This is a genomic window from Enterococcus sp. LJL120, assembly GCF_054871765.1.
Map to the genome: position 1 here is coordinate 70,604 of NZ_JBTXLV010000002.1, position 23,994 is coordinate 94,597.

The 23,994-nt window shown below is 39.5% G+C and carries 19 protein-coding genes; 1 reads left to right on the forward strand and 18 read right to left on the reverse strand.

The window, feature by feature from the left end:
- Position 1 precedes the first annotated feature (1 nt).
- The 7 genes from ACYSNU_RS03490 to ACYSNU_RS03520 form a co-directional block, all read right to left on the reverse strand.
- On the reverse strand, positions 2-1,186 hold the full coding sequence (locus tag ACYSNU_RS03490) for an acetyl-CoA C-acetyltransferase (RefSeq protein ID WP_461735825.1): 1,185 nt from the start codon (positions 1,184-1,186) through the stop codon (positions 2-4).
- Positions 1,187-1,647: 461 nt separating this feature from the next.
- Entirely contained in the window at positions 1,648-2,928 is a 1,281-nt protein-coding gene (locus tag ACYSNU_RS03495; protein ID WP_461735826.1) for an acetyl-CoA hydrolase/transferase family protein, read from the reverse strand.
- 200 nt (positions 2,929-3,128) lie between these two features.
- Positions 3,129-4,334, reverse strand: coding sequence for an FprA family A-type flavoprotein (locus ACYSNU_RS03500; RefSeq protein ID WP_461735827.1), 1,206 nt, complete (start codon positions 4,332-4,334; stop codon positions 3,129-3,131).
- 47 nt (positions 4,335-4,381) lie between these two features.
- Complete coding sequence (locus ACYSNU_RS03505) at positions 4,382-6,286, reverse strand: acyl-CoA dehydrogenase family protein (protein ID WP_461735828.1); 1,905 nt, start codon at positions 6,284-6,286, stop codon at positions 4,382-4,384.
- A gap of 136 nt (positions 6,287-6,422) precedes the next feature.
- Positions 6,423-7,358 carry a nitronate monooxygenase gene (locus tag ACYSNU_RS03510; protein WP_461735829.1) on the reverse strand — a complete coding sequence of 312 codons (936 nt, stop codon included), beginning with the start codon at positions 7,356-7,358 and terminating at the stop codon, positions 6,423-6,425.
- Positions 7,359-8,513 carry an acyl-CoA dehydrogenase family protein gene (locus ACYSNU_RS03515; protein WP_461735830.1) on the reverse strand — a complete coding sequence of 385 codons (1,155 nt, stop codon included), beginning with the start codon at positions 8,511-8,513 and terminating at the stop codon, positions 7,359-7,361.
- Positions 8,514-8,548: 35 nt separating this feature from the next.
- Positions 8,549-9,451: a LysR family transcriptional regulator gene (locus tag ACYSNU_RS03520; protein ID WP_461735831.1), complete on the reverse strand. Its 903-nt coding sequence runs from the start codon at positions 9,449-9,451 to the stop codon at positions 8,549-8,551.
- 1,433 nt (positions 9,452-10,884) lie between these two features.
- Here ACYSNU_RS03520 and ACYSNU_RS03525 point away from each other — a divergent pair.
- Positions 10,885-12,096, forward strand: coding sequence for an L-lactate MFS transporter (locus ACYSNU_RS03525; RefSeq protein ID WP_461735832.1), 1,212 nt, complete (start codon positions 10,885-10,887; stop codon positions 12,094-12,096).
- 209 nt (positions 12,097-12,305) lie between these two features.
- On the opposite strand, the gene lepB is transcribed toward ACYSNU_RS03525, so the two are convergent.
- From lepB to ACYSNU_RS03580, 11 genes are all read right to left on the reverse strand, one after another.
- Positions 12,306-12,827 carry a signal peptidase I gene (gene lepB / locus ACYSNU_RS03530; protein WP_461735833.1) on the reverse strand — a complete coding sequence of 174 codons (522 nt, stop codon included), beginning with the start codon at positions 12,825-12,827 and terminating at the stop codon, positions 12,306-12,308.
- A 25-nt stretch (positions 12,828-12,852) separates the two neighbouring features.
- The gene (locus ACYSNU_RS03535; RefSeq protein ID WP_461735834.1) at positions 12,853-13,083 is read right to left on the reverse strand and encodes a hypothetical protein; all 231 of its coding nucleotides are present in this window, start codon (positions 13,081-13,083) and stop codon (positions 12,853-12,855) included.
- A gap of 11 nt (positions 13,084-13,094) precedes the next feature.
- Complete coding sequence (locus tag ACYSNU_RS03540; RefSeq protein ID WP_461735835.1) at positions 13,095-13,760, reverse strand: hypothetical protein; 666 nt, start codon at positions 13,758-13,760, stop codon at positions 13,095-13,097.
- 18 nt (positions 13,761-13,778) lie between these two features.
- Entirely contained in the window at positions 13,779-14,882 is a 1,104-nt protein-coding gene (locus ACYSNU_RS03545) for a DUF916 and DUF3324 domain-containing protein (protein WP_461735836.1), read from the reverse strand.
- A gap of 205 nt (positions 14,883-15,087) precedes the next feature.
- Positions 15,088-15,903: a WxL domain-containing protein gene (locus ACYSNU_RS03550; RefSeq protein ID WP_461735837.1), complete on the reverse strand. Its 816-nt coding sequence runs from the start codon at positions 15,901-15,903 to the stop codon at positions 15,088-15,090.
- Positions 15,904-15,928: 25 nt separating this feature from the next.
- Positions 15,929-16,735: a WxL domain-containing protein gene (locus tag ACYSNU_RS03555; RefSeq protein WP_461735838.1), complete on the reverse strand. Its 807-nt coding sequence runs from the start codon at positions 16,733-16,735 to the stop codon at positions 15,929-15,931.
- Entirely contained in the window at positions 16,725-17,108 is a 384-nt protein-coding gene (locus ACYSNU_RS03560; protein WP_461735839.1) for an LPXTG cell wall anchor domain-containing protein, read from the reverse strand. The genes ACYSNU_RS03555 and ACYSNU_RS03560 overlap by 11 nt, the downstream gene beginning before the upstream one ends.
- Before the next feature lie 19 nt (positions 17,109-17,127).
- Entirely contained in the window at positions 17,128-19,587 is a 2,460-nt protein-coding gene (locus ACYSNU_RS03565) for a hypothetical protein (RefSeq protein ID WP_461735840.1), read from the reverse strand.
- An 18-nt stretch (positions 19,588-19,605) separates the two neighbouring features.
- On the reverse strand, positions 19,606-21,054 hold the full coding sequence (locus ACYSNU_RS03570; protein ID WP_461735841.1) for a pectate lyase-like adhesive domain-containing protein: 1,449 nt from the start codon (positions 21,052-21,054) through the stop codon (positions 19,606-19,608).
- Positions 21,055-21,455: 401 nt separating this feature from the next.
- Entirely contained in the window at positions 21,456-22,184 is a 729-nt protein-coding gene (locus tag ACYSNU_RS03575; protein WP_461735842.1) for a winged helix-turn-helix domain-containing protein, read from the reverse strand.
- A gap of 311 nt (positions 22,185-22,495) precedes the next feature.
- Positions 22,496-23,602, reverse strand: a complete 1,107-nt coding sequence (locus tag ACYSNU_RS03580; protein WP_461735843.1) for a site-specific integrase — start codon at positions 23,600-23,602, stop codon at positions 22,496-22,498.
- Positions 23,603-23,994 lie beyond the last annotated feature (392 nt).

Consider the following 23,994-nt stretch of genomic DNA (forward strand, 5'->3'; position numbering starts at 1 on the left):
CCTACATCCTCTCTACAATTGTGCTGACACCCATTCCTCCACCAACACAAAGCGTTGCTAAACCATAATCAGATTTACGTTTTTCCATTTCATGCAATAATGTCACCAAAATTCTGGCACCAGATGCCCCAACTGGATGACCTAAAGCAATCGCTCCGCCATTCACGTTAACCTTGCTTGGATCCCATTCTAAGCCCTGACCAACTGCAAGAGCTTGCGCTGCGAAAGCTTCATTGGCTTCCACTAAATCCATTTGATTGATATTCATGCCAGTCTTCGCAAAGACTTTCTTCGTGCTTTCGATTGGTCCAACCCCCATGATGGCTGGGTCAACACCAGCAGTCGCTCCGCCAACAAAGCGGGCCATTGGTTTCACGCCTAATTCCTTGGCTTTTTTAGCGCTCATGATAACCACTGCGGCTGCACCATCATTAATTCCTGATGCGTTGGCAGCTGTAACAGTACCGCCTTCTGGCTTGAAGGCTGGGCGCATTTTCGCTAATCCTTCCGCTGTAATGCCATCCCGTGGAAATTCGTCTTGTTCAAACATGACAGTTTCCCGTTTAACCTTGATTGGAATTGGCACAATTTCATCTTTAAATTTGCCTTCTGCAATCGCTTTGACTGCTTTTTGCTGACTTGCAGCCGCAAATGCATCTTGTTCTTCTCTAGTGATGCCATATTTTTCAGCAACATTTTCGGCAGTAATCCCCATGTGATAATGATGGAAGGCATCTGTTAAGCCATCCTCGATCAAACTATCGAAAATTTCATTGTGGCCCATGCGGTAACCAAAACGGGCTTTCTTTAAAACATATGGCGATGCGGACATATTTTCCATTCCGCCGGCCACGATAATATCAGCTTCGCCGGCTGCAATCATCGTTGCTGCCATATTGACACTCTTCAAGCCGCTACCACATAAAATATTTAAAGTTTGTGCTGGGACTTCTACTGGAATACCGGCCTTAACCGCTGCTTGGCGGGCAACGTTTTGTCCCCAGCCAGCTTGTAAAACACAGCCCATTGTTACTTCATCCACCATGTCTGGCGCAACACCGGCCCGATTCAAGGCTTCTTTAATTACGGCTGCACCAAGGTCCACCACTGAAGTATTAGTTAGAGAACCCCCGAATTTACCGATTGCAGTTCTAACTGCACCTGCTAATACAATTTCTGTTTCCAAATGTTGATCCTCCTAATTCTTTTTAAGATAATAAATTTCTCGTGAGAAATTTAGTTTGATATTCATACGTATATCATTCCGCTAAACAGCTGACAGTTAAATTCTGCGAAAAGCGGAACTGACAAGCTAACTCTTTTTAAGGTATTAAATTTCTTCACAGAAATTTAGTTTTATCTTCGTACGCATATCATTCCGCTAAACAGCTGACAGTTAAATTCTGCAAAAAGCGGAACTGACAAGCTAACTCTTTTTAAGGTATTAAATTTCTTCACAGAAATTTAGTTTTATCTTCGTACGCATATCATTCCGCTAAACAGCTGACAGTTAAATTCTGCAAAAAGCGGAACTGACATCCTAATTCTTTTTAAGGTATTAAATTTCTCGTGAGAAATTTAGTTTGATTTGCGAATTCGACTTTTCACGATAATTCCAAATAGTTGAATCGCAAACATGTCTTTTTCTTACCACTTCATGCCGTAGCGTTTTTCCCATTCAGCTTCTAACTCTTCCCGGAAGTTAGGATGAGCAATTTCAATCAGAGCCCGGCTGCGTTCACGGATAGATTTGCCGCGTAAATCAGCGATACCATATTCTGTAACGATCACAGCTACATCGTTACGACCGGTTGTTACAACGGAACCTAGGTCTAAGAATGGCACGATTTTACTGATGGTATTGTTTTTAGTTGTCGAAGGCATAGCAATAATTGAAATGCCGCCTTTAGACATGTTGGCACCGCGAACAAAGTCCAACTGTCCGCCGACTGAAGAAATTTGTAAAGGTCCAATTGTTTCGGAAGCAACTTGACCAGTTAAGTCCACTTGAACACAGCTATTGATTGAAATTAAATTATCATTTTGGGCAATCACATATGGATCGTTAGTATAATCAACTGGCGCCATCATAACGCTTGGATTATCATCAACGAAATCATAAAATTCCCGTGTGCCCATCAAGAAAGTTGCGATCATTTTTCCAGGATTTAGGTTTTTCTTGCTGTTATTGATAACGCCCATTTTAACCAACTGCATGACGCCGTCACTGAACATTTCACTGTGGATACCTAAATCTTTTTTATCATGTAGCTGATCTAATACTGCATCTGGCAAGCTACCGATACCTAATTGTAACGTATCGCCATCTTTAATCATGCTGGCACAGTATTTGCCGATTTGGACTTCTTCTGGTGTTGGTGCAGCTTTTGGCAACTCTAGAATTGGAGTATCTTCCTCCACGATATAATCAAACTCATCCACATGCATAAAGCAATTGCCGTGAGTCCGTGGTAGATTATTATTGACTTGGGCAATAACAATCTTGGCATTTTTTGCGGCTGTCATCGTATAATCAACAGAAATACCTAAACTAGCATAGCCGTGTTGGTCCACCCGACTAACTTCAATCAAAGCTACATCTGCATTAATACTGCCGTCGGTAAATAAAGCCGGCATTCTTGAGAAGAAGCGCGGTGTATAATCCGCATAGCCTTCAGCAACAGCTTTGCGGTCTTTGCCGCCAACATATAAACTGTTATGGCGAACATGGCCAATTGCCTCTGGTTGTGAATAAGGGGATGTTCCTAATGGCAGCATTTGTGAGGTCACAACATCTTTTAATTCTGGTATTCTTTTGCCGAATTCACGAATTACGGCGCTCGGTTCGCCACATCCCAAACCAATAACGACGCTATCGCCATCTTTAATTACTTTGACTGCTTCTTCTGCTGTTACATATTTACTCATAAACACTCTCCTCTTTTCAATTCAAGCTAATAAGTACAAAGCAGGCCTTTCCAGTAAAATATCCAGCAAATCTCCTTAGATAACCCCTAGAAAAAGCCTGCTAACCCAAGTTTCCAACAACTATGTTTTGACCTAACCCGTTGATAAGCAGTCACATTTTGGTCTAGATAAGATAAGGACCAAAATGCGACTGAGCTTAATTATTCTTTTGTAGCTTCGATTAAAGCGTCTACGAGACTATTTAAATCTGGTACATCCAAATCAGTAATAGCGGAGTTGATGCTCAGAGTTTCATCCATGATATTCATCATCTTCAACTCTTCATCCAAGTATTCGCTCATTAACGTACCTGATTGCGGTGCCCATGAACCATTTTCAATTAACGCAAAGGTCCGATTTTGCACATTTAGCGCCTTCATATCGTTCAGATAATTCTTCATTGGCGGATAAATGCCTAAGTTGAAGGTTGGACAGGCTAGTACGATATGGCTGAACTTAAAGGTTTCGGCAATCAAGTAGGATACATCAGTACTGGATACGTCGTAAACCCGTACATTATGCATACCTTTGTCGTGTAACAAAGATGCTAATGATTCTGCAGCATATTCAGTATTTCCATACATGGATCCATAAATGATCAGCACGCCTTTTTCTTCTGGCTCGTAACGGCTCCATTTGTCATATTTATCTAACAGATAGCCGAAGTCATTGCGCCAAACTGGACCATGCAATGGGCAAATCATTTTGATATCGATTGTAGCAGCTTTCTTCAAAGCAGCTTGTACGAAAGGTCCATATTTCCCTACGATATTGGTGTAGTAACGGCGAGCGTCATCAATCCAATCCCGGTCAAAGTTCATTTCATCGTTGAACAATGCGCCATGCAAAGCTCCAAAGGAACCGAAGGCATCGGCAGAGAATAATGTTCCTGTGGTAATATCATAAGTCATCATTACTTCAGGCCAGTGAACCATTGGCGCCGCAACGAAGGTCACTGTATGCTTACCAAAGTTACGAGTATCGCCTTCTTCCACTTGGTCTTCATGACCATCCACATGATAGTTGAATTGGTGCATCAGCATAAATGATTTTTCTGAGCTGATAATTTTTAATTTCGGATAGCGCAGAATTAGTTCTTCAATCGAACCGCAGTGATCTGGTTCCATATGGTTCACGACTAAGTAATCTAATTCCCGATCGCCTAAAACCATTTCTACGTTGCGGATAAAGTCTTGGGTGATTGCCCAGTCTACCGCATCGAATAAAACAGTTTTTTCATCTAAGAGCAGATATGAGTTATAGGATACGCCCCGAGGAATTGGATGCATATTTTCAAACAATGCCAAGCGGACATCGTTGCCTCCAACCCAGTATAAATCTTCTGCTACCTTTCTAACTGTATACATATATTAAATCCCCCTATTTGGTCTGACATTTAGTAAAAGCACAGCTGTTAATATCCTTCGATGAAGGCTGTTTTTTCTTCGCCACAAGAAGGACAAGTCCATTCTTCAGGCAGGTCTTTAAACAGTGTTCCTGGTGCTACTTCACCCTCTGGATCACCTTTAGCAGCATCATACTCGTAGCCGCAGCCGCCACATACATAGAATTTATATGAAGGAGCAGATTTTTTAGGTTTAGAGCGTTTAATTTTCACCATTGGCGGAGCCTCTTTCTTCGCTTCTCCGGTATCTAATGCTTGTGATAACAATGGTAGAACTTCTTCGATATCACCGACAATACCGTAGTCAGCATTTTTAAATATTTTCGCGTTTGGATTTACGTTGATTGCCACAATTGTTGAAGCGTCTTTAATTCCCTTCAAATGCTGACCGGCACCGGAAATACCGCAGGCAATGTATAAGTTGCCTTTGAATTTTTGACCGGACATACCAACATAACGGCTTAATGGCAGATAGTGAAGCGTTTCTGCAACTGGACGAGAACAGCCGATAGCTGAGCCAGATTGTTTTGCTAATTCTTCAATTAGCTTCATGTTTGATTCTGGTCCTACGCCGCGGCCGGCACTGACCACCCGCTCTGCTTGGGCAATTGGTGTATCAATCGGGATTCCCACCGAGAAATCGTAGCCATCCTTCTTTAAGCTTTCGACTAAGGCTGCAACGTTTTTCTTTTGATCCGCGTCCTTGAAAATCATCTTCTTGCGGTCCCCCGTCGCTGGGCCCTTTTTTACTGGGACCCCAGTCGCTTTCGGTTCTTTACCAACCAAGTAAGAAGAAATAACCACCCGTTGAATTTCATTGGTTCCTTCGTAAATTGTTGTAATCTTAGCATCACGATAGAAGCGTTCCACGTCGCTGCCTTTAATGTAGCCGGCACCGCCATAGATTTGTAAGGCGTCATTAACAATTTTCAGCGTGTTATCTGAAGCAAATTGTTTCGCCATTGCAGATTCCATCGCAAATGGTTTGCCTGTATCTTTCAATTCAGCTGCGCTGTACACCATCAAACGGCTCGCCCGTAATTCAGTTGCCATATCAGCTAATTTGAAGGAGATAACTTGTTGGTGAGCAATTGCTTTACCAAACTGCTCCCGTTCTTTAGCATACTCTAAAGCACTTTCAAAGGCCCCTTGACCAATTCCTAACGCTTGCGCTGCAATCCCAATCCGACCGCCGTCTAGCGTATTCATAGCAATGTTAAAGCCTTTGCCTTCAGGTCCTAATAAGTTTTCCTTCGGTACTTTCACGTTGTTAAAGATTAATTCAGCAGTTGAAGAAGAACGAATTCCTAATTTGTCATAGTGTTCGCCAAATTCAAAGCCTTCCCAGCCTTTTTCAACGATGAAGGCGCTGATGCCTTTAATACCGATGCCCGGTGTCGTTACCGCAAAGATGATGTACACATCAGCTTTAGGTGCATTGGTGATGAAAATTTTATTACCATTTAAAATATAGTTTTCACCATCAAATTCAGCAGTTGTTTCCGTTCCGCCGGCATCACTACCCGCTTCACTTTCAGTTAAACCGAAGGCCCCTAATTTTTCACCTTTTGCCATTGGCACCAAATATTTTTTCTTCTGTGCTTCTGTACCATAATTGTAAATTGGATAACAGCCTAACGAAACATGCGCCGATAAAATAACCCCAACGCCGGCATCCACTCGAGATAACTCTTCAACACCGATAGCATAACTTGTTGTATCCATGCCACCGCCGCCATACTTCTCTGGAAAAGGAATGCCTAGAATACCCAGTTCACCCATTTTTTTGACAATTTCATCAGGAAATTGGTTTTCAAGATCTAAAGTCGTTGCAATTGGTTTAATATCTGTCTCTGCAAAATCTCTGACTTTAGCGCGAAAAGCTTCGTGTTGCTCAGTTGTGTTTAACTGCATGTGATTGACCTCCAATATAATTTTTATCTACAATTTGCTATCAAAGATGATCAGCAAATTAGTATTCAAATAATTTTTATGCAGTAAGCGTTTTCAACACTCCTTACTGCAATGACCCTGTCTAACACCTTTTGGTTTAATAAAAGATTTTAGGCATCTCTTTCATAACTTCCTCAGCTTCGGCAAACATGTCATCGATAATCGATTTAACCGGCCGGATACTGTGAATCGCGCCGGAAATCTGGCCGGCCATGATGGACCCATTGACCATATCGCCATTGACCACCGCTTTTCTCAGTGAGCCCATGGTTAATTCCTCTAGCTCGCTGCGGGGCACTTTCAAATATTCCATCTCTAAATATTTCTCAGACATCGGATTTTTAATCACCCGGACCGGTGCGCGAGATGTACGGCCAGTGACCACCGTTGAATCGTCCTTCGCTGCTAAAACTGCTAATTTATAACTCTCAGGAATTGGCACTTCCTCAGAGGCCAAGAATCTAGTCCCTACTTGAACACCTTGAGCGCCCAAAGCGAAACTTGCGACAATGCCGCGGCCATTGACAATCCCACCGGCAGCAATCACCGGAATCGAAACGGCTTCACTCACCTGTAAAACTAAAGACATTGTGCTGCTTTCGCCAATGTGTCCACCAGCTTCGGTTCCTTCAGCTACTACGCCGTGAACCCCTAGAGCTTCCATCTTTTGCGCCTGATCAACAGTCGCAATTACTGGAAAGACCTTGACACCAGCTGCCAATAATTTTGGCACATGATCTTTTGGAGTACCGGCACCGGTTGTGACAATCGGGACACCCTCCTCGATTACAATGTCGACTAATTCTTCAATATTATCCATCATCAGCATCAAGTTAACAGCAAAGGGTTTGTCTGTTAATTCTTTACATGCCTGAATTTGATAGCGTAAGGTGGCGCCATCCATTGCGCCTGAAGCGATAATTCCCAAGCCGCCAGCATTGGAAACTGCTGAAACTAATTCATAACGGGAAATTTGTGCCATCGCCCCTTGAAATAAAGGGTATTTAATACCTAATAATTTTGTTAACGACATTCATTCTTCACCCATTTCATCATTTTTTTCAATCTTTGTGTCGTTAGATTGCAACCAAATTTTTGAAATAATTCTTTTCTGTGCATCTGTTGAACCGCCATATAAGCCGGTCACTTGAGCGTCTCTTGAAAAACGCTCAATCACATTATTACGGGTATAACCATAGCCTCCAGTCATTGCAACTAGGGCTTCTGTCGCTTTTATTGATGTTTTGGTACAAAACAATTTCACTTTTGCAATCTGAACCGTCGCCGTGTAATCCAGCATATCGGTATTCTTTAAAAAAGATTCCGCCGCTTCAATATCGGTCACTACATCCGATAAAACCTTTTGACATTCAATCAAATTGATTAACCGCAGTCCAAATTTGCGTTCCTTGGTCACGTATTTTAGACCATAACCAAAGGCTCCTTTGGCAATGCCGATTGACTGCGCCGCAATCGCTAAGCGAATCCGGTTGAAAATCATGCCCACCTGTTCTTCGTTGACCAAGTCGCCGCTGAGAATATTTTCCTTGGGAATTTTCACCTCGCGAAACTCAAGATCTGCCACCGGCAAAGCATGGAGGCCGACTTCTGTTGTTTCCGGTCCAATTTTTAAGCCAGGTATCTTCTTATTTAAAATGAAAATGCCATAGCCCTCTTGCCCGTCCATTTTTTTGACTTTAGAAGCCACCATGAACAAACCAGCGATTGGCGCATTGGTGATTGTCGCCTTGGCCCCATTCAACAGCCAGTGATTGGAATACTCCACGGCCGTTGTGCGGACTTCTGAGAGCTGACTACCTGAGCCAACTTCATTTAAAGCAAAAGCCCCCCAGATTTTCCCCTCCAGCAACGGCTGCAGATAAGCCGCTTTTTGCTCTTCGGTACCAAAATGATAAATTGGCCAAACCGCAAAGCTCGACTGGGTCAAAAAAATACTTGAAAGGGTGGGAAAGCTGGTTGATAGCTCTTGAATAACCTCCAAGTGATCTTTAAAGCTGGTCCCGTCACCGCCGATTTCTTTTGGAAAACCGCAACGAATAAACCCCTGCCTGCTGAGATCTTTCATTAATTCTAAAGGGAATTCATTGGTCCGATCAAAGACAGTTGCTTGTTCATCTAAGCCGTTTTTCTTTAACTCCTGTAGATATTGCATCAATGAGTTTTCCAAAAGTGGGTCTCCTTTTTAGCAAACTAAAGCTCGTGTTACTCGACTGGCTGATAAAAGAATTCCAAAATCGATTCGTATAAAAACTTTTCCTCCGGCGAGTAAAAATTTTTGACCGGCCGGCACAGCAATAAGACAAATTGCAAGGAATCTTTAATTTCACGTTTGGTAACCACTGATTGATCCGCCAAGCGATACATCGCATTTTGCAGGATGACAATAATATCCGAATGACCGGTCAGATCCATTAAATACTCCAAAGAGTCGCCGGTAAACTGCAATCGCGGCTGCTTCAAGTGTTGCTTCAAGCGTTTGCTGACTAAATCAAAAGTAGTATAGCTTTCATTAAAGGTGCCCAATGGATAATCCTTTAAATCTTCCCAAACAAGACTCTTTTGCTCGCTAAGAGGATGGCCGTAGCGCATATAAGCGACAAATTCGTCAATTTGGATGACTTGCTGTTCAAAACTCTTTAAATCTAAATCTGCTGGATCAACTAAAACGGCCAAATCCAAATCATTTTCGACTAATTTCTTTGTCAAATCCTTGGCACCGCCTTCGACAATTTCAATTTGAAGCTCCTTGTGATCTAAGATGAACTTTGGCAGAAAGGAGAGAAAATACATTCTTAGCACCGCTGATGGGATACCGATTCGGATTGTTCCCTTTTGCTTCAAAGATTCCCGGCGAATCATCGCCTTCATCTCTTCATACTTGGCTACAATCTCTACCGCATACTCATACAAGAGCTTGCCGCTAGGGGTCAACTCCTCAAAGCGACCATTACGCCGCTCAAACAGCAGCAGTTCCTCTTCCGTTTCAAAGTTGGTAATCATCTGACTCAAAGCAGGTTGGGTAATATGAATTTTCCGTGCTGCTAAAGAAAGATTACAGCCGCTTTCCACGACCTTGATGAAATAGCTTAATTGGGTAATATCCATTAACAGCCCCCTCTCAAATCACTTTGCCGTCACTCGCCGCTTTCAGACATTCAAAATTTTCAGCAATAACTTTCGTGCACAAACACACTAGGATTGCACTGCTTCTTTAGTGAATGACTGAATTAGCCGCCAATCAACGATTGCTTGTCGAACTAGCAAAAAAAGATTTTCTAAAAAGAAACAACTATTTCTGATAAAAAAATTACGTCCAAAAACAGCATAACCGACAATTTTAAATGGAAATAAAATTGCCATAGCATAACTAAAACAGAGAAAGATTTTTTGTAAGCACTTTCAATTACAATTTTAATACTTTGTGATAAATTTGAAAAATTATGTAATTTTATCCTACCTATTAGTAAAACTTATAGGTATCCGGTTTGTAATTATTTATTTTAGCTTGAGAACTACTGGCAGTAATTGTTTCTAGTTTGACTAGCGTTTTTTTATTTTCAAAAAAACACTTAATTTTGCCGCGTTTTAAAAATATTTTTTTATATCTTATTCAATGTTTCCCACAATGTCATTAAGAAACAGATAACCTCGTTCATAAATTAATTAACTGCCGCCTTCTGGATAGCTGCGATTTTCAACGTCAGCCAATATTCTCACTTTTCATTTTAGCCCTTACTAAAATTCTAGCAAAAAAAATAGCAAAAATCTATTTTAACTTTAAAATAATTCATTTTTTTACATAATATAGGTTTTTTTATTTTCAAGAAGTTTTTTTGCCATGACGGACTTATCTCCCTATAAAACAACGAAATCACCTTTTCTAAAAATAATAATTAAGAATAGTAAGTTTTTCATTACCAATGAATTCTCCTTCAAAAAACAACCAACCGGGCCAAAAATTTAACAATTTTATGAATTAACTTTCGCGTATTTTTGAGGGATCAAATAATCCAGTAAAATTATTTAGATTTATAGACCCTATAACTAACGCTAATAGAAATATTTTTCACAAGCACGAAAAGTTTAACTCTTTGCAGTTCAGCTTAGCTGATGTCTCCCTTAGAAAACTGTCTTTTACAATTTTAAAGAATCACAAGCGCCTCAAATAATAATAAAATTTCTATATTTAACAGGAATCGTCAAAAAAATGCTTGACCAAGCTAGTTAAACGCTTAATTAGAAACATTCACTAGCCACTGAAACTAATTTATTACGAAAAAGAAGTTTTTTTGGAATTATTTTTAGTTTATTCATTTTATTGTGAAGAATTCTTCAAGTTGTTTTTGCCAGCCAAATTCTTTTGAAAACTCAGGTAATGCCTGATAAACAGTAGTCTTTTTGGTCATTTAAAATATTTATTTTTCACAAACTATAAGCTTAGCTTATGGGAATAGTAAATAGAAGTTTTTGGACTTTAAAGCAAATCCTTTTTAAAATTATTTTGTAAGCGCTTTATAAAAAAGATCGGGGGAAACATAATGGAGAAAACGAAGAACAGATGGGCCGTCCTGGTTGCCGCTATCGTCATTAACATGTCTTTAGGAGCCGGCTACGCTTGGTCAGTTTTCCAGTCTGCGCTTTTGGAGGTCAACAGTGATTGGGCTTTAAGTCAAACGTCTTTAGCTTTCAGTATTTCCTTTGCAATGGTGCCGATTGCGATGATTATCTGCGGACCAATCATTGATAAACAGGGCGGTAAGAAAGTGGTCTTATTATCCGGGTTATTATTTGGTATCGGGATGTTTGCGACAGGTTTTGTTACCAGCATTCCTATGCTCTATCTTACTTACGGCTTGATTTTAGGTCTAGGAATTGGTGCCGGTTACGGTACGGCAACTTCCTTAACAGTTAAATGGTTCCCTGATAAAAAAGGTTTGGCCGGTGGATTGACTGCAGCCGGTTTTGGATCAGGTGCGATTATTTTAGCACCGATTGCCACCAGCATGATTAATTCAGTTGGTATCTATAATACCTTCAGAATTTTAGGCGTTGTTTTATTAGTAGTTGTCTGTGCGGCTTCCTTCTGGATGGAAAAAGCACCGGTTTCAGCAACCGCCAATACTGCTGTTCAAGCAAATGAAAACGACAAGAACTACAAACAAATGTTAAAAGAACCAAATTTCTGGCTGCTATGGGTCGTGTATACCTTTGCGGCTACAAGTGGCATGATGATTATCGGTCACGCTGCCAGCCTTGCCGATTATTATTCTTTAGGTACCGGAACAGTCATCGTAATGATTGTGGGGCTATCTAATACATTAGGTCGAATTATCTGGGGCGCCATCTCCGACCGTTTGGGCAGATATGTGACAGTATTGCTGATGTTTATCTTCTCAGCTGCTGGATTATTACTATTAAACTTCAACCAGAGCATCGGCACATTTGCCGGCATTCTCGGCTTGATTTTAATTCCTTCTTCCTTCGGTGGCTTCCTGGGATCATTCCCTGGTATCACAGCCGAAAACTGGGGCGCTTCAAAAGCCGCTTCCAACTACGGCTGGATGTTTACCGCTTATGGGATTGCCTCCATCATGGGACCATCTCTGGCTTCGCAAATTCGTGAAGCAAGCGGCTCTTACTCCATGGCCTTCATTATCGCAATGATTATGGCCGTAATTGGTATCTTGTTAATCCTATGGTACATGGCACAAAAGAAAAAAGCAGCTGTAAGAGAAGAAGCATCAGATTAAATTTTGCTGATTTAAATGAAACACCCCCCGGCTTCGATTAAAATATTAATCGAAGCAGGGGGTGTTTTTTTGTTTGGAGGCTGAAGTAGAAATAATATTTTGAATTAGGCTAGTCACATCCGCAAACAACAAAAAAGACACGGTAAGAACCTCAAGTTTTTCAATTACAAAATTTGAGGTCAAAAGTATTATAATTCTTTCTCTTGTTGTTAAAAAAGAGTCCATGTTTCTAAAGGAAGTAATCTTGCTGTGACTGTGCCAATGATTTGCTCAGCATTGATTAAGCCATAATAACGACTATCGGTGGCATACGGACGATTATCACCAAGAAGCAAGTATTGATTCATCGGCACTTCTTGCTGAGAAATAATTTCCATGAGCGAAAAATCCTCAGTAAATTGATGCCCATTACTCTGACTTTCATTTATTTCAGAAACGATAAATTTTTCATCGACTGCCTGATCATCTACATACAAAGTGTCTTCTCGGTAGCTTATCTTTTCACCAGGCAAACCAATAACCCGTCTAATTTGAATCGCATCCCCTCTTTTGAATGCCACGATGTCAAAGCGCTTTATATCGATTTTTTTTTGAATTAAAACCAACTCGTCATTGCGCAAAGTAGGTGACATTCCATACCCTTGAACCTTTTTAAGGGACATAAAAAATGAAGAAATTAGGAATACTAGCACTGCTGCTAAAAATATTGCAACAAAAACCTCTTTCAACAACTTGTTCTTTCGTCTCTTTTTATACTTAAACCGTTTTTTTTTTCGACAAACTTTTTTTGTTTTTCTGTAGTGATGGGGTATTTTTCTTTTTGGATTGTTTTCCCGCTTTTTTAGATGCGGGATTATCGATTGTTTTAGTAGTCTTCTTTCTTGTTGTCTTTTTTATGCTGCTTTTCTTTGAGGAGGCTCTGTTCAAATCCAGATTTGGCTTGTTTCGACTGTTTTGTCTCTTCTGTTGATTATTTTTTTTGCCCATGAAAAACACCTTTATTCCTCAAGAAGAGCAGCTTCATCAACATTGTAAAAATCAAAAACTTGTTTTTCATAACTTTTTACTTTTTCAATATCCTGTAAATATTCATCGGATAGTTCTGTGTTGCCATAAAATCGGGTATAGTTGGCACTACCATTCACCCCTAACTCCTTAATCGCATTATAATAACGATTTAAGGCTATCTGTCCCTCCGTAGTATTCAATTCACTTGCCTTCAAAGTACCATAGCTAGCCATCGAAGTGGACAAGTAACGAATATTTTTTTGCAGTTTATCCTGCTCGTCCTGTTGGTCTTTAGCCAATTGAATTTGATCTTCAAAATCTCGAATTAAATAATAGGATTTTACAATGGAGTCGGCATCATCTACAGACAAATTCATAGCTTGATAATAATTCACATAGCCAGCTCCACCACCAGCTAAAAGAGTCAACATAAGGAGTATTGCAACACCCCTTATATTACGCTTTTTTCTTTTTTCCAATAGTTTTTTTTGAATAGCCAATTTTTTTCGTTTCTTTTTATTCCGTATTTTTTTCTTTGGCAATCTTTTAAGCTTTTTTCTTGTCTGAAAATAACGAATAAAGAAGAAGATAGCAAAAATCAGAAAGAGAATAGCACTTGCCAGACAGCCAATAAAGACCCATTCTAAAACTGTCATCTACTCCCACCTTTTCCTTTAAGCATTATGCTGTTTTTTCAGTTTTCTTCTTTTCAATCGTTCAGCCTTTTCCCGCTGCTTCTTATTTTTTTTGATTACTTGAATGACCACAACCAAGATAACTACAACCCCAATAAAGCCAGCGACAATTAAAGCAATTAATTTCCAGTCAATTCCTTTTTCCTGTACTAAACCAATGTCCCGTTCGTTGAACTCATCTGCTTGTTCTTGGGTAATCTCGAAATCCTCTGACCACTCCCAGCGTTGATCTCCCGCCGTCACTAAAATAGTTGCCGTATAATCTCCCGCCACCATCTGTTCACCATTCATACTAATCGGAAAATCTATTTGAGTATTTGGTGCCATCCGCATTTGGGTTTTTTTCGTTTCATAAAGGACATTACTTTCCCCTTGATTAGTAATTTGCACCTCTGTCGACATATCATTCAAAATAGTCGCCTGTGTATTGGAATAATTAATAAAAATCGTGTTCCGATAATTTGCCGTTCCTGGATAGACTTGATTGAATTGTAAATCAGCTGTCACGGCAGTATCTGTTTCTTGAAGAATCATGGCGATTGCATAGGCAAATTTGTTTTTAACAACTGAACCGCTAACTTCTTCCGCTTCTTCATCACTATCTTGTTTTTGCAGGCGAATACCGCCTAAGATGATGCCATCGTAAGTAGTCTCAGGCATTTGAATATTGAGCTCTAAATCGCGGGACTCTCCAGCAGGAATCTCGACTGTATTGGGACCAGTCACGATATCTGCAAAATCAAATTTCAAAGAAGCATCATTTTCAATATTCGTTTCACCGTACTCTAGTACACCATTTTGATTAGTTTTGGCACCATTTATGCCTATCTCAACTACGATGTCTTGTTCACTTGGATTAATTAATGAAATGGACACGGTCTGCTGCTGACTAGGACTCATCTGCAAATTAAAATAGCCTGCATCTCCCATCTGATTTTCAGGAAAATTGACATTGTAAGTAAAGCCCGCTGCTCCTCCTGCACTACTATCTGAGGTGCTCGCCTCTGCTGAAGGTGCAGTCCCTATAAAAACACTCAAAATTAACCAGACTAAAGATACTATGTAAAATTTTTTTATTTTCACGCTTATTCACTCCATCCAACTATATAAATTGTGTAGTAATATTTGCTTCTTTCTCTTTGGAACAAACTGTATGCTCCGTTGAAGAGTTTTCACTTGGTCTATATAGATTGTTGTAATATGTATAAATCATTGTAGATACCATCTGAAAATAAGAGCTGATGGGGATACCCACATCAGCTCTAGATCTTTTTTAATTCATTGATAATTAAGGTTGAACAGCAATTGTCCAAGTTACTTCAGCTTCGTAAGTACCAGTAGTCATTATTGAACGGGTAGTTTTAGGTACAAATAATGAAACTGATGTATTAGCACTATCAGTAACCCCTTTGTTAGCTCCTACGTGATCATCCGCAACCCAATCAGCACTTTGACCGTATTCTACAAAGTACTCACCTTTACCTGTTAAGGCATCTGCAGCAACTGTTCCTGTGTTAACAACTGTTTTAGCCTGACCACTTTCATCTAATTCAAAGCTACTAAGCATACCTGATTCAGGCCAGATACCTACGTCTTGAGCTGAGTTCATAATACCGTTATTGTAGGTTACTGTTGCACCTGTAAGCTCTTCAGTTCCACTGGCCTTAGTAAATTGTTTAGTCAAAGCAGCAGTCAAAGTGTAACCTCGTTCATCATTACGAATATCTGTCCATTGTACGTAGGCACCACGACTGATTGAACCATTAGCATCAGTTGATGTATTCGCTCTAGCGTAAGTAGTTATTGCATCTGTTCCAGTCGTAATTCCATCAAAATACAGATTAGAAACTGCTTGAATAATCAATGTGCCTGTTTCTTCAGGTGTAGTTACTTCACCTGGATCAGGTTTGATTGGAACCGTTGGATTTTCCGGGTCTTTAGTATCATCGCCACCGCCGGCTTCCCCTTGCGTTACTTCAACTGAACCTGACGATACAACAGAGTTTCCAACGACACCTGTTGATGCAGCCGCTGTTGTTGCACCCACTAAACTTAATCCCAAAGCAGCAATTAAGGTTGTTGCACATAAACTTCTTTTTTTCATTTTTATTTCCTCCTGATTTTTTTAATTATGGTAACTCAGCTAAAAGCCAAGTTAACTCCGTTTCGTATTGCACCGGATAAATTTTTGTAGCATCCGGTATCGTTAATGAAATAGCACTATTTTGATAAGCTTGCTTTTGATAAAGCTCATCCATAATTGGAGCGCCAGTTTCATCAACTAATGGTGTTAAGGTGTTCCCCTGATCATTTTGGTTGCTTCCAGATGCCCCAAACTCAATGGTCCATGTCCCATAGCCATTGCCGGAAGCAGCTCTAGCAACCTCATAAGAGTTATTAATATTACTAATATTGATGGTATCCCTTGTAACAGTTGGCATTTTACTGGTATTTATTGCGTTCGCCCAACCTTTGTCAAAGGAAAGAACAGCCCCTGTTAATTCTTGCTCTGAGCTTTCTTGTACAACATCATTTCTAAATTGATAGTTTTGTTTGACTTGTAAGGTCCATCCATCTGCGTTTTCTCGTTCGTCAGTAATCTGAATGTAGCTACCTCTTGCTGGAGTATCACTATGAAAAAGCTGCCCCCGTGCATAAAATATCCGATTACTATCGGTAATTTTTGCATCTCCAAAGTCTAGCGAAGAAACAAAGTCAAAGCGCAAAGCGCCTGTTGTAGAGTTATCTTCACCTGGATCGACTTCTTCACCGGGTGTTTCTGGATCAACTGGATCAGTTGTTCCTCTACCGGTCACTGTTACAGATCCGCCTTGATCAAGGCTAGATGCAGAAACTTCACCTTGATTTACGACCAATGTTAAACTGGCTGCTGTCAATATAAGTAGAAATGAGGAAAGAAATCGTTTAGCTTTCATGATTTTCCTCCTTCTTTCTTTTTCTGTAGAAAAGTATCGCAACAATCAGTAACAGAACTCCGCCAGCAACTGCACTAACATTTCTCACCATTTCTCCAGTTTGCGGTAATTTCCCTCCTGTACTTGGAAGTGAACTGGAAGTAGTTGATTCCTCAGTACTACTTGATGAGCTACTTTCACTATCACTGGAAGACGAAGAGGCTTGTGAAGAATCACTACTTTCTGACTCCTCATAAAAAGTAATTTTCCCTTTGGTAGAAACTTCACCACCATTTACTGTTCCGCCTTGTGCTATGCCGCTAGTCGGAAAAACAATGAACGTTACCAAAAGCAGAACAGAGAAAACGATGATTGATTTAAGTTTTTTTCTCATTTCTTCCTCCATTCTGTTTTTACGGTGGAGATACTTCTAGTGTCCATAGAATAGTACCTTGATAGTCTCCTAGTCGGCTGGCATCGATGGCTTGGACATCTAGTTTTAGCCCATCTCCATCTGCGCTCCAAGCAGAGCTAATATTTTGACTACCACCACTACTCTTTTGATAGACTGTCGTTGACTGATCTTCCAACAAAGTTAGGTCACTATCCCCATATTGATAATGTAGGGCATTTGCTAAAACATGTGACCCACCATCTAAAGTCATAGGCTTTTCAACAGTGGCTTTAATTTCCCAAGCGGTTTGACCGCTTGCACCTCGAGTATCGCTGACTTCAAGGTCATCTCCAATAATGTTCGCTTCATTTACGCGAATATTTTGAGCACGATATTCAATTTGTCCAAAGTTAATTTCTGACGGTGCTCTGACAATTTCAACTGTCCCTAAGACCACGCCCCCCGGATTTACTACAGATGAGGAAGCCGTCAAAGAGTCACCAGGAATAGTTTTACCTTCAGCATTTACTGTATTAGTAATCGTTGTATTATATGCATCGCTTTCTACAACAGCAGTAAAGCTGATTGTTGCTGTTTCTTGTGAAAGTAGCGTTCCTGCTGAGAAAGTCAAAGTTCCATTTTCAAAAGAATAATCGGTTGATTCAAGAGTTGTCCCATTGATATTTCCCGTGATTGACGTTTCATCAAGCGTTAGGAAATCTGGTATGATGTCAGTTGCAGTGACATCATTTAGTGTAGACGTCACACCATCACCTCGACTATTTGACACTACAATTGTATATGTCAGCCTATCTCCAACCGATGTTGTACCATCCGCACTACTTGAAACAACTGTTTTGTCAACAGCGATATCCGGCATAATATCCTCTACAACATATTCTGTAACACCGGTAAAAGTTGCATCATGATAACTTATCGTTTGATACGGATTAATATTCCCTGCAGTATTATTTGTACTTGGTGGGCTTACAACCGTGCTCGCTTCGCCTGCATTATCATTGAAGAAAATTGAAACTTTTTCTCCTGCAACAAAATAATCACTAACTGTCACTGACCAAGTCCCATCTGGCTGGACTGTGAAAGTCTCCGTAAGTAAAGTTGGCTCGTCTGCATCGCCAGCTGTAGCACTTTTAACACCTATATAACCAGTTGCCCCAGGCTCAGCATCACTTCCACTTAATGTTCTAGAAGCATTGGTGACTTGATCGGCAGTTATGGTTGGTGTTGGTATGGTTGGAGGTGTCACATCAACCGCTGTAATTGGATTTTGTACCCAACGTTCATCAATAGCTGGTGTCCCAACGTGCACTTGACCACTATCAGGATCGCCAGTTCCACGCCAAGCCCTTAAAACTTCTATTTCGGAGCCCGCTTCAATAAACTCGCTGTTACCATTTACAATATTTTCAATTGTAAACATACCGTCACGGGCAGTTTCGCCATAAACAGATGTCCCAGCAGAAGTTGTTCCTGTGAGAACATAACTTATGCCATCTAGCTTTGTTACTCTGACCTCAACCGTCACTTCACCCGTCCAAGCATCACGAATACCTTCTACCCCTTCAGGAATTGAAACGTGTCCATAGATATATTTGTCTGCGTCGGTTGAAACCCGCAGCTCATCAACAATTGGATAGGCGTTATTTCCACTTAAGCGAGTATAGTTTTGCATTCGGTTGGCAGTCACCCCAAAGAACGCTAACATTTCTGGCGTTGTTGTATAGGCTGTACCGATTTTCCCAGGAATTAATTCCAAAGAAAAATTACTCGCTACTGTATTGAATCTCGTGCCACTAAAAGCTGCTGATCCCAGTGTAAATGCCCTAGTGGGATCACCATCCAAATCGGAGCTACTTGACCATACACTTAAGTCTGAGTTTACAGAACGCAATTGTGCTCCAGAACCAGAAAATACATATCCTCTATTATTGTTTCTAAAATCGTAATAAAGCATATTATCAAACTCAAAACGGCTGTTAGTAGCGTAATTAAAAGTATAGTTTCCACCAGAAGCTAGCTGAAATTCAGTACCCGATTCTGCTGTGATATCTACTGCATAATCTGATTCAATTCCTCCAGAACGATAAGAATCGATATCAATCATACTGCGAGCATCTTGAAGATTAAATGCATTGCGCATTGAGCGACTTAAAGTGTACTGGATAGCATACTCATTAGAATTACTTTGAACGTAGACTCTAGATTGCCCAGAAACATTCATCACGTTATCGCCACCATACATACGAATGGCGGCTCCACGATTGGCTGTCGCTGTAGCACCACTAGAATTAATATCTTCTTTTTCCACTCTAAGAATAGAATTGTTCATGATGTTGAAGGTCATGTGCCCTTCTTCTCTAAAACGGATTGTTCCACCAAGTGCATAACCATTATCAGATTGAACTGAAGCATTAAAGGTAGAGGCTTCATCAATATCAAAGATTCCATAATCACTCATCATGACCGTAACTGGTGACTAGCGTCCATCTAAGTCTAACAAAGAACCATTTGCAACCGAGTAATGAGCGTTAGCACCCTCCACACATATTAAACCACCGTAACGGTCACGATATCTTGTTGTACCGCTCAATTTAACAGTGCTAGGTGTTGATCCATCATCTACTCCAGTGTAGAAATTGAAGTAGGTTCCCTCAACTGCTATCAGAGGGGTCAGTTGATTACTTCCTTCCAAAGTGGAACCTTTCTCGACTCTGAATTGAGCACCATTTGTCCGGTCAGTTCCGCTAACTGTCGAGTAGAAAAGCATATCAACCAAGTCAACTTTAAGATAAGCGCCATCAGTCAAAATAAATGACTTGATTTCAAACATCCGCTGCCAATCGGTCTCCACACTTGTTTGTCCACCAGCCGAATTTGGTGCAGCACCATAATCACTAGCAATCAGATTATTTTGCCCTCTAAAGGTAGCAGTAGCTGTTGGAGCATACATGATACGCTTAGTATTTCCAAGGCCTTTGTTATAAACAAAATCCTCAAAATTAACCGACCAAAGTCCGTTAGTTTCAGCTGAGTAAATCAAAGCATTGCCTGTTCTATTGTCGGCATCACGATTTCCAATTCCTCTAAACTCGACATTTTTAAAACTAAGAGAAGTAGCCGTTGTGATACTATTGCTCAAGACAATCCCAGCCCCAGCTGTTCTGTAAGAATCACCAAAATTAATCACTCGATTAGCTGGTTGACCAGTATCGTCCACTCCAATAATTTCTAAATTTTTGGATAGCGTTGCCACGTATGGATTGGCCGTTGGCGTAGGATTCGCAATATCTGCAGTTAATTGGATTACCGTTGTTGTTGCATCAGAAATAGCTGCTGCAAACTCTGCCCAAGTTGCTACCGGTGTAATAACCTGTGTCCCAATAGCTCGTGCATTTCTTGTCGTAGCAGTTTGAATTGTTGAAATTTCTAAGTCTGCATAAGTTGGGGCTTCTGCTTGCTGATACAATTGGAAATTTTTTTCTGTAATAAGATTTCCCGCAACACTCAGAGAAACTTGTCCTTGAGTATCCCTGTCGGTCACCTTCTCTTTTTTAAAGTTGCCTAGAATTTTCAATGGTTCACCTGACGGTTGTGTCTTAATAGTGAGCTGTTGCGTTTCAATATCAATTGACACATCAATATCTTGATTGCTTCCCGCTGCCAACTCGCTAGCATCTTCTTCTCCAATAACCAATCCACTTGTATCCAAAGTTATCGTTTCTTCACTTGGATTGGCAACTGTAAGTTCAAATGCTAAGCCTCCTGCAGACTCTGATATCTCCGACAACTCCAATTGATAATTAGAAGACTCAGCTCTAGTTACCTCAGTATTTGCAAGTTCTTTTCCTAAAACCGAAATTAGCATGGTCATCATTACGGCTAGCAGCAACACACTAAATCTATATTGCTTTTTCCCAAATTTCATTTTTTTATCAACCCCTTTCTTGTCCCTTTTTGTGTACTAGGTAGGAATAGACACATTGACAAATTAGTCACTCCCTGTAGTCTAAGGCAGGAAGGCAAAGAACCTTTTTTAAGGTTCTTTTCACCAACAAAACACCACCTCCTTTAAATTTCAACTCCTAAAAATTGTCAATCCAATGCTAGTTAGGTAACCGACCTACTACTCAAAAGAAATTTTTCCTTTTCCGCTGATAATTAACTCAAGCCTTATATCCTTTCAGGCTTTTTAAGAATATAGGCGGCAAGTAATGTCTTTGAAAGATTGACAACATACTGCAGGTATAATGCTGGTATATTCACAAAGCTACTTAAACTTATTTCTTGTTCTAATGTTTAACTTCCTGACACGATAGAATAAATTAATTACGTTACTTTCTCCGCTAAATATGTAGGAATACTGGCACACATTTTTTCTTGCAGCGCATATCCTTTGTTCCAATGAGTCTCAATTAGATTTTCATCTAAACCTGCCTTAACCATTTTTTTCTTTAAACGACCAATAATTTGTGATAACTGTGCTAAAGAAGAATTTGAGACCCCCTGCCCCCAAATTGCATCACTTAACTCCACACGGCTGACAAACTCTCCGTTGTTCTCTAACAAGATATTAAAAAGTTCTTTTTCTTTTTTGGACATCGTTGACATAAACGAAGCTACTAAATGAATTGGAATTTCAGCCATGTTAGCCTCTTCACTACCTTTAGGAAACACCGTCGCAAAAATCTTTACAGCACGAGTATCCATCAAGGTTTCTCGCAATTCTGTCAGTGTCATACTCGAATGCAAAAGTTTAATCTCATCTAATCGCTCAGCTTCATCATGCTTCGTTTCAAGATCCATTTGTTCATCAATTCGAAACAGACGAACTTTATTTGTTTCTGCCAGTTCACTGATTTTTTCTGCCTCATCATTAGCAATGCTTTCACTTAGAACAACTGTTTTGAATAACCTGAACATGCTTGTGTCACGATTACAAAGTATTCGCTCCAACAATTGATTTGAACAAAAAACCTCATAACCTAATTGTTGAATTCTAGATTGCCATTCTCTATCCATATAGATGTTTTTTGTTAAAAACAGAACCTGTTTCATAATAATCACCTCTATTTATTTAATTCACAGCTAGGTTTTAAAATGAGTGAATACAAAAAAGCAACTAAGTTTCTGTGCTTGGTTTAAAGCAAATTTGAGAAATTTAAAAAGCTTAGTTGTTAATCTTTCGAAAAATTAAGGAAGTGTTTTAACTTCCTATAACTGTATATTATGCGAATCAATATAAATCATTTTGAATTTAAGCATTTTTTCTGTTCACGACGGCTTATTTGACGGTTTATAAACTTGAATGAGGCTATAAAAATAAAAAAAACTGAAACTCATACATTGAGTTTCAGTTTTTCTATTTTTTACTTATAGATGAAATTTATTTTGCGCATTTCTCTAATACGCTGTTCCATCAACGAATCGCCATAGGTATCTAACGTAAGTTTAATTGATTGATGTCCTAAAATTTTACTCAAACTAGGAATATCCATTCCTTGCTCTAAGCAACGAGTTGCAAATGTATGACGAAGAGCATGGAAATTCATTGTAGAAAAATCTGTTCCAGCAATTATTCTTTTGAATCTTAAACTAATAACTCTAGGCTCGGCAATCCCATGTTGTGTTGAAATGATAGGTCCATAACTATTTCTATTATAATAAGGTATTAAGTAATTTCTCAATACATCAACTAAAGGGACTAGACGGTTAGAAGTCATGGTCTTTGGAGTGTCCACAAGAATTTTGGTTCTCATATAATCTCCAGTATCATTCCGCACTCTAGTAACTGTTCTTTCAACATGGATAATATTTTGCTTAAAATCAATATCTTGCCAGGTTAAGCCGCTAATTTCACCAATTCTTAACCCCGAGTACAAAGAAATCAGAATTGGCAACCCAAAGATTACATCTTTAGCTAGATGTTCTAGTTCTTGTTGCTGATCTATGCTCAATACTTTGGTATGTGCCTTTTTCAGTTTTGGCATAGTTATATATATCAAAGGGTTCTCCTCTAAGTATCCACACCGAAATGCTTCTTTTATAGATTGTTTTACTAAACTGAAAATCAATTGAATACTGCCCCCGCTTAGTCCCCTGTCAACTAACTGATTGATAAACTCCTGTAATACAATTCCGTTCAGTTTAAAAAGAGAAACATTTCCTAAATATGGCAAAATATACTTTTGAATTATTCTAGTATAGTTTGAGTCTGTTGAGGCTTTAATATTTTTTTTTAGTTTAGGATAGTAGTCTTGCGTGAGCCAATCACCATAATTTTTCCCAAGAATTGATGTATTTTTTTCTTGTTCAAAAGCAGTTTTTGATAGAAGCAAATGCTTTTTTACCTCAGCATATCTTTTGCCATAGACGTAACCATACCTGATTTTGTTGTCAGAAGTTCGGCCTTTAATATACCTACCCTCCCACCGCCCGTCTTTCCTTTTGTAAATATTATCTCCGCGTCTTACCATAAATTAATACCCCTTTCCATTGACGATTTTTTTGACGGCTGATGCTACTATACGTTCAAAAAAAATAATACAATCTCACAGTTTTCGACTTTTAACGAAATCATTTTAAAGGTCATTGTTATCTCAATTCTCAATTGCAAATTAAAGCAATAAAAAATAAAAAAGCCCCTTTTTGGTTTTTTAATCAAAAAACCATAATAATTTATGCGAATTAGGATTGACAACAAAATTAATTACATTTAGAATTGAATTAGCAACAAATGACCTAAAAATATTTTATAATTCGTATTATATACAGTTATAAGAATATTTTTTTCTAATTTTTAATATTTTATAATTCAATATTTCGTAGCATATTACTATCCATTTTCTGTATAACTAAAAAGTTATTG

Excerpts from the sequence above, each read along its gene's own strand:
- ACYSNU_RS03575 (WP_461735842.1), bottom strand. The coding sequence starts at position 22,184 with ATGAAACAGGTTCTGTTTTTAACAAAAAACATCTATATGGATAGAGAA.
- ACYSNU_RS03550 (WP_461735837.1), bottom strand. The coding sequence starts at position 15,903 with ATGAAAAAAAGAAGTTTATGTGCAACAACCTTAATTGCTGCTTTGGGA.
- ACYSNU_RS03495 (WP_461735826.1), bottom strand. The coding sequence starts at position 2,928 with ATGAGTAAATATGTAACAGCAGAAGAAGCAGTCAAAGTAATTAAAGAT.
- ACYSNU_RS03560 (WP_461735839.1), bottom strand. The coding sequence starts at position 17,108 with ATGAGAAAAAAACTTAAATCAATCATCGTTTTCTCTGTTCTGCTTTTG.
- ACYSNU_RS03580 (WP_461735843.1), bottom strand. The coding sequence starts at position 23,602 with ATGGTAAGACGCGGAGATAATATTTACAAAAGGAAAGACGGGCGGTGG.
- ACYSNU_RS03570 (WP_461735841.1), bottom strand. The coding sequence starts at position 21,054 with ATGAAATTTGGGAAAAAGCAATATAGATTTAGTGTGTTGCTGCTAGCC.
- ACYSNU_RS03555 (WP_461735838.1), bottom strand. The coding sequence starts at position 16,735 with ATGAAAGCTAAACGATTTCTTTCCTCATTTCTACTTATATTGACAGCA.
- ACYSNU_RS03535 (WP_461735834.1), bottom strand. The coding sequence starts at position 13,083 with ATGGGCAAAAAAAATAATCAACAGAAGAGACAAAACAGTCGAAACAAG.
- ACYSNU_RS03565 (WP_461735840.1), bottom strand. The coding sequence starts at position 19,587 with ATGAGTGATTATGGAATCTTTGATATTGATGAAGCCTCTACCTTTAAT.
- ACYSNU_RS03505 (WP_461735828.1), bottom strand. The coding sequence starts at position 6,286 with ATGCAGTTAAACACAACTGAGCAACACGAAGCTTTTCGCGCTAAAGTC.
- ACYSNU_RS03520 (WP_461735831.1), bottom strand. The coding sequence starts at position 9,451 with ATGGATATTACCCAATTAAGCTATTTCATCAAGGTCGTGGAAAGCGGC.
- ACYSNU_RS03525 (WP_461735832.1), top strand. The coding sequence starts at position 10,885 with ATGGAGAAAACGAAGAACAGATGGGCCGTCCTGGTTGCCGCTATCGTC.
- ACYSNU_RS03540 (WP_461735835.1), bottom strand. The coding sequence starts at position 13,760 with ATGACAGTTTTAGAATGGGTCTTTATTGGCTGTCTGGCAAGTGCTATT.
- ACYSNU_RS03510 (WP_461735829.1), bottom strand. The coding sequence starts at position 7,358 with ATGTCGTTAACAAAATTATTAGGTATTAAATACCCTTTATTTCAAGGG.
- ACYSNU_RS03500 (WP_461735827.1), bottom strand. The coding sequence starts at position 4,334 with ATGTATACAGTTAGAAAGGTAGCAGAAGATTTATACTGGGTTGGAGGC.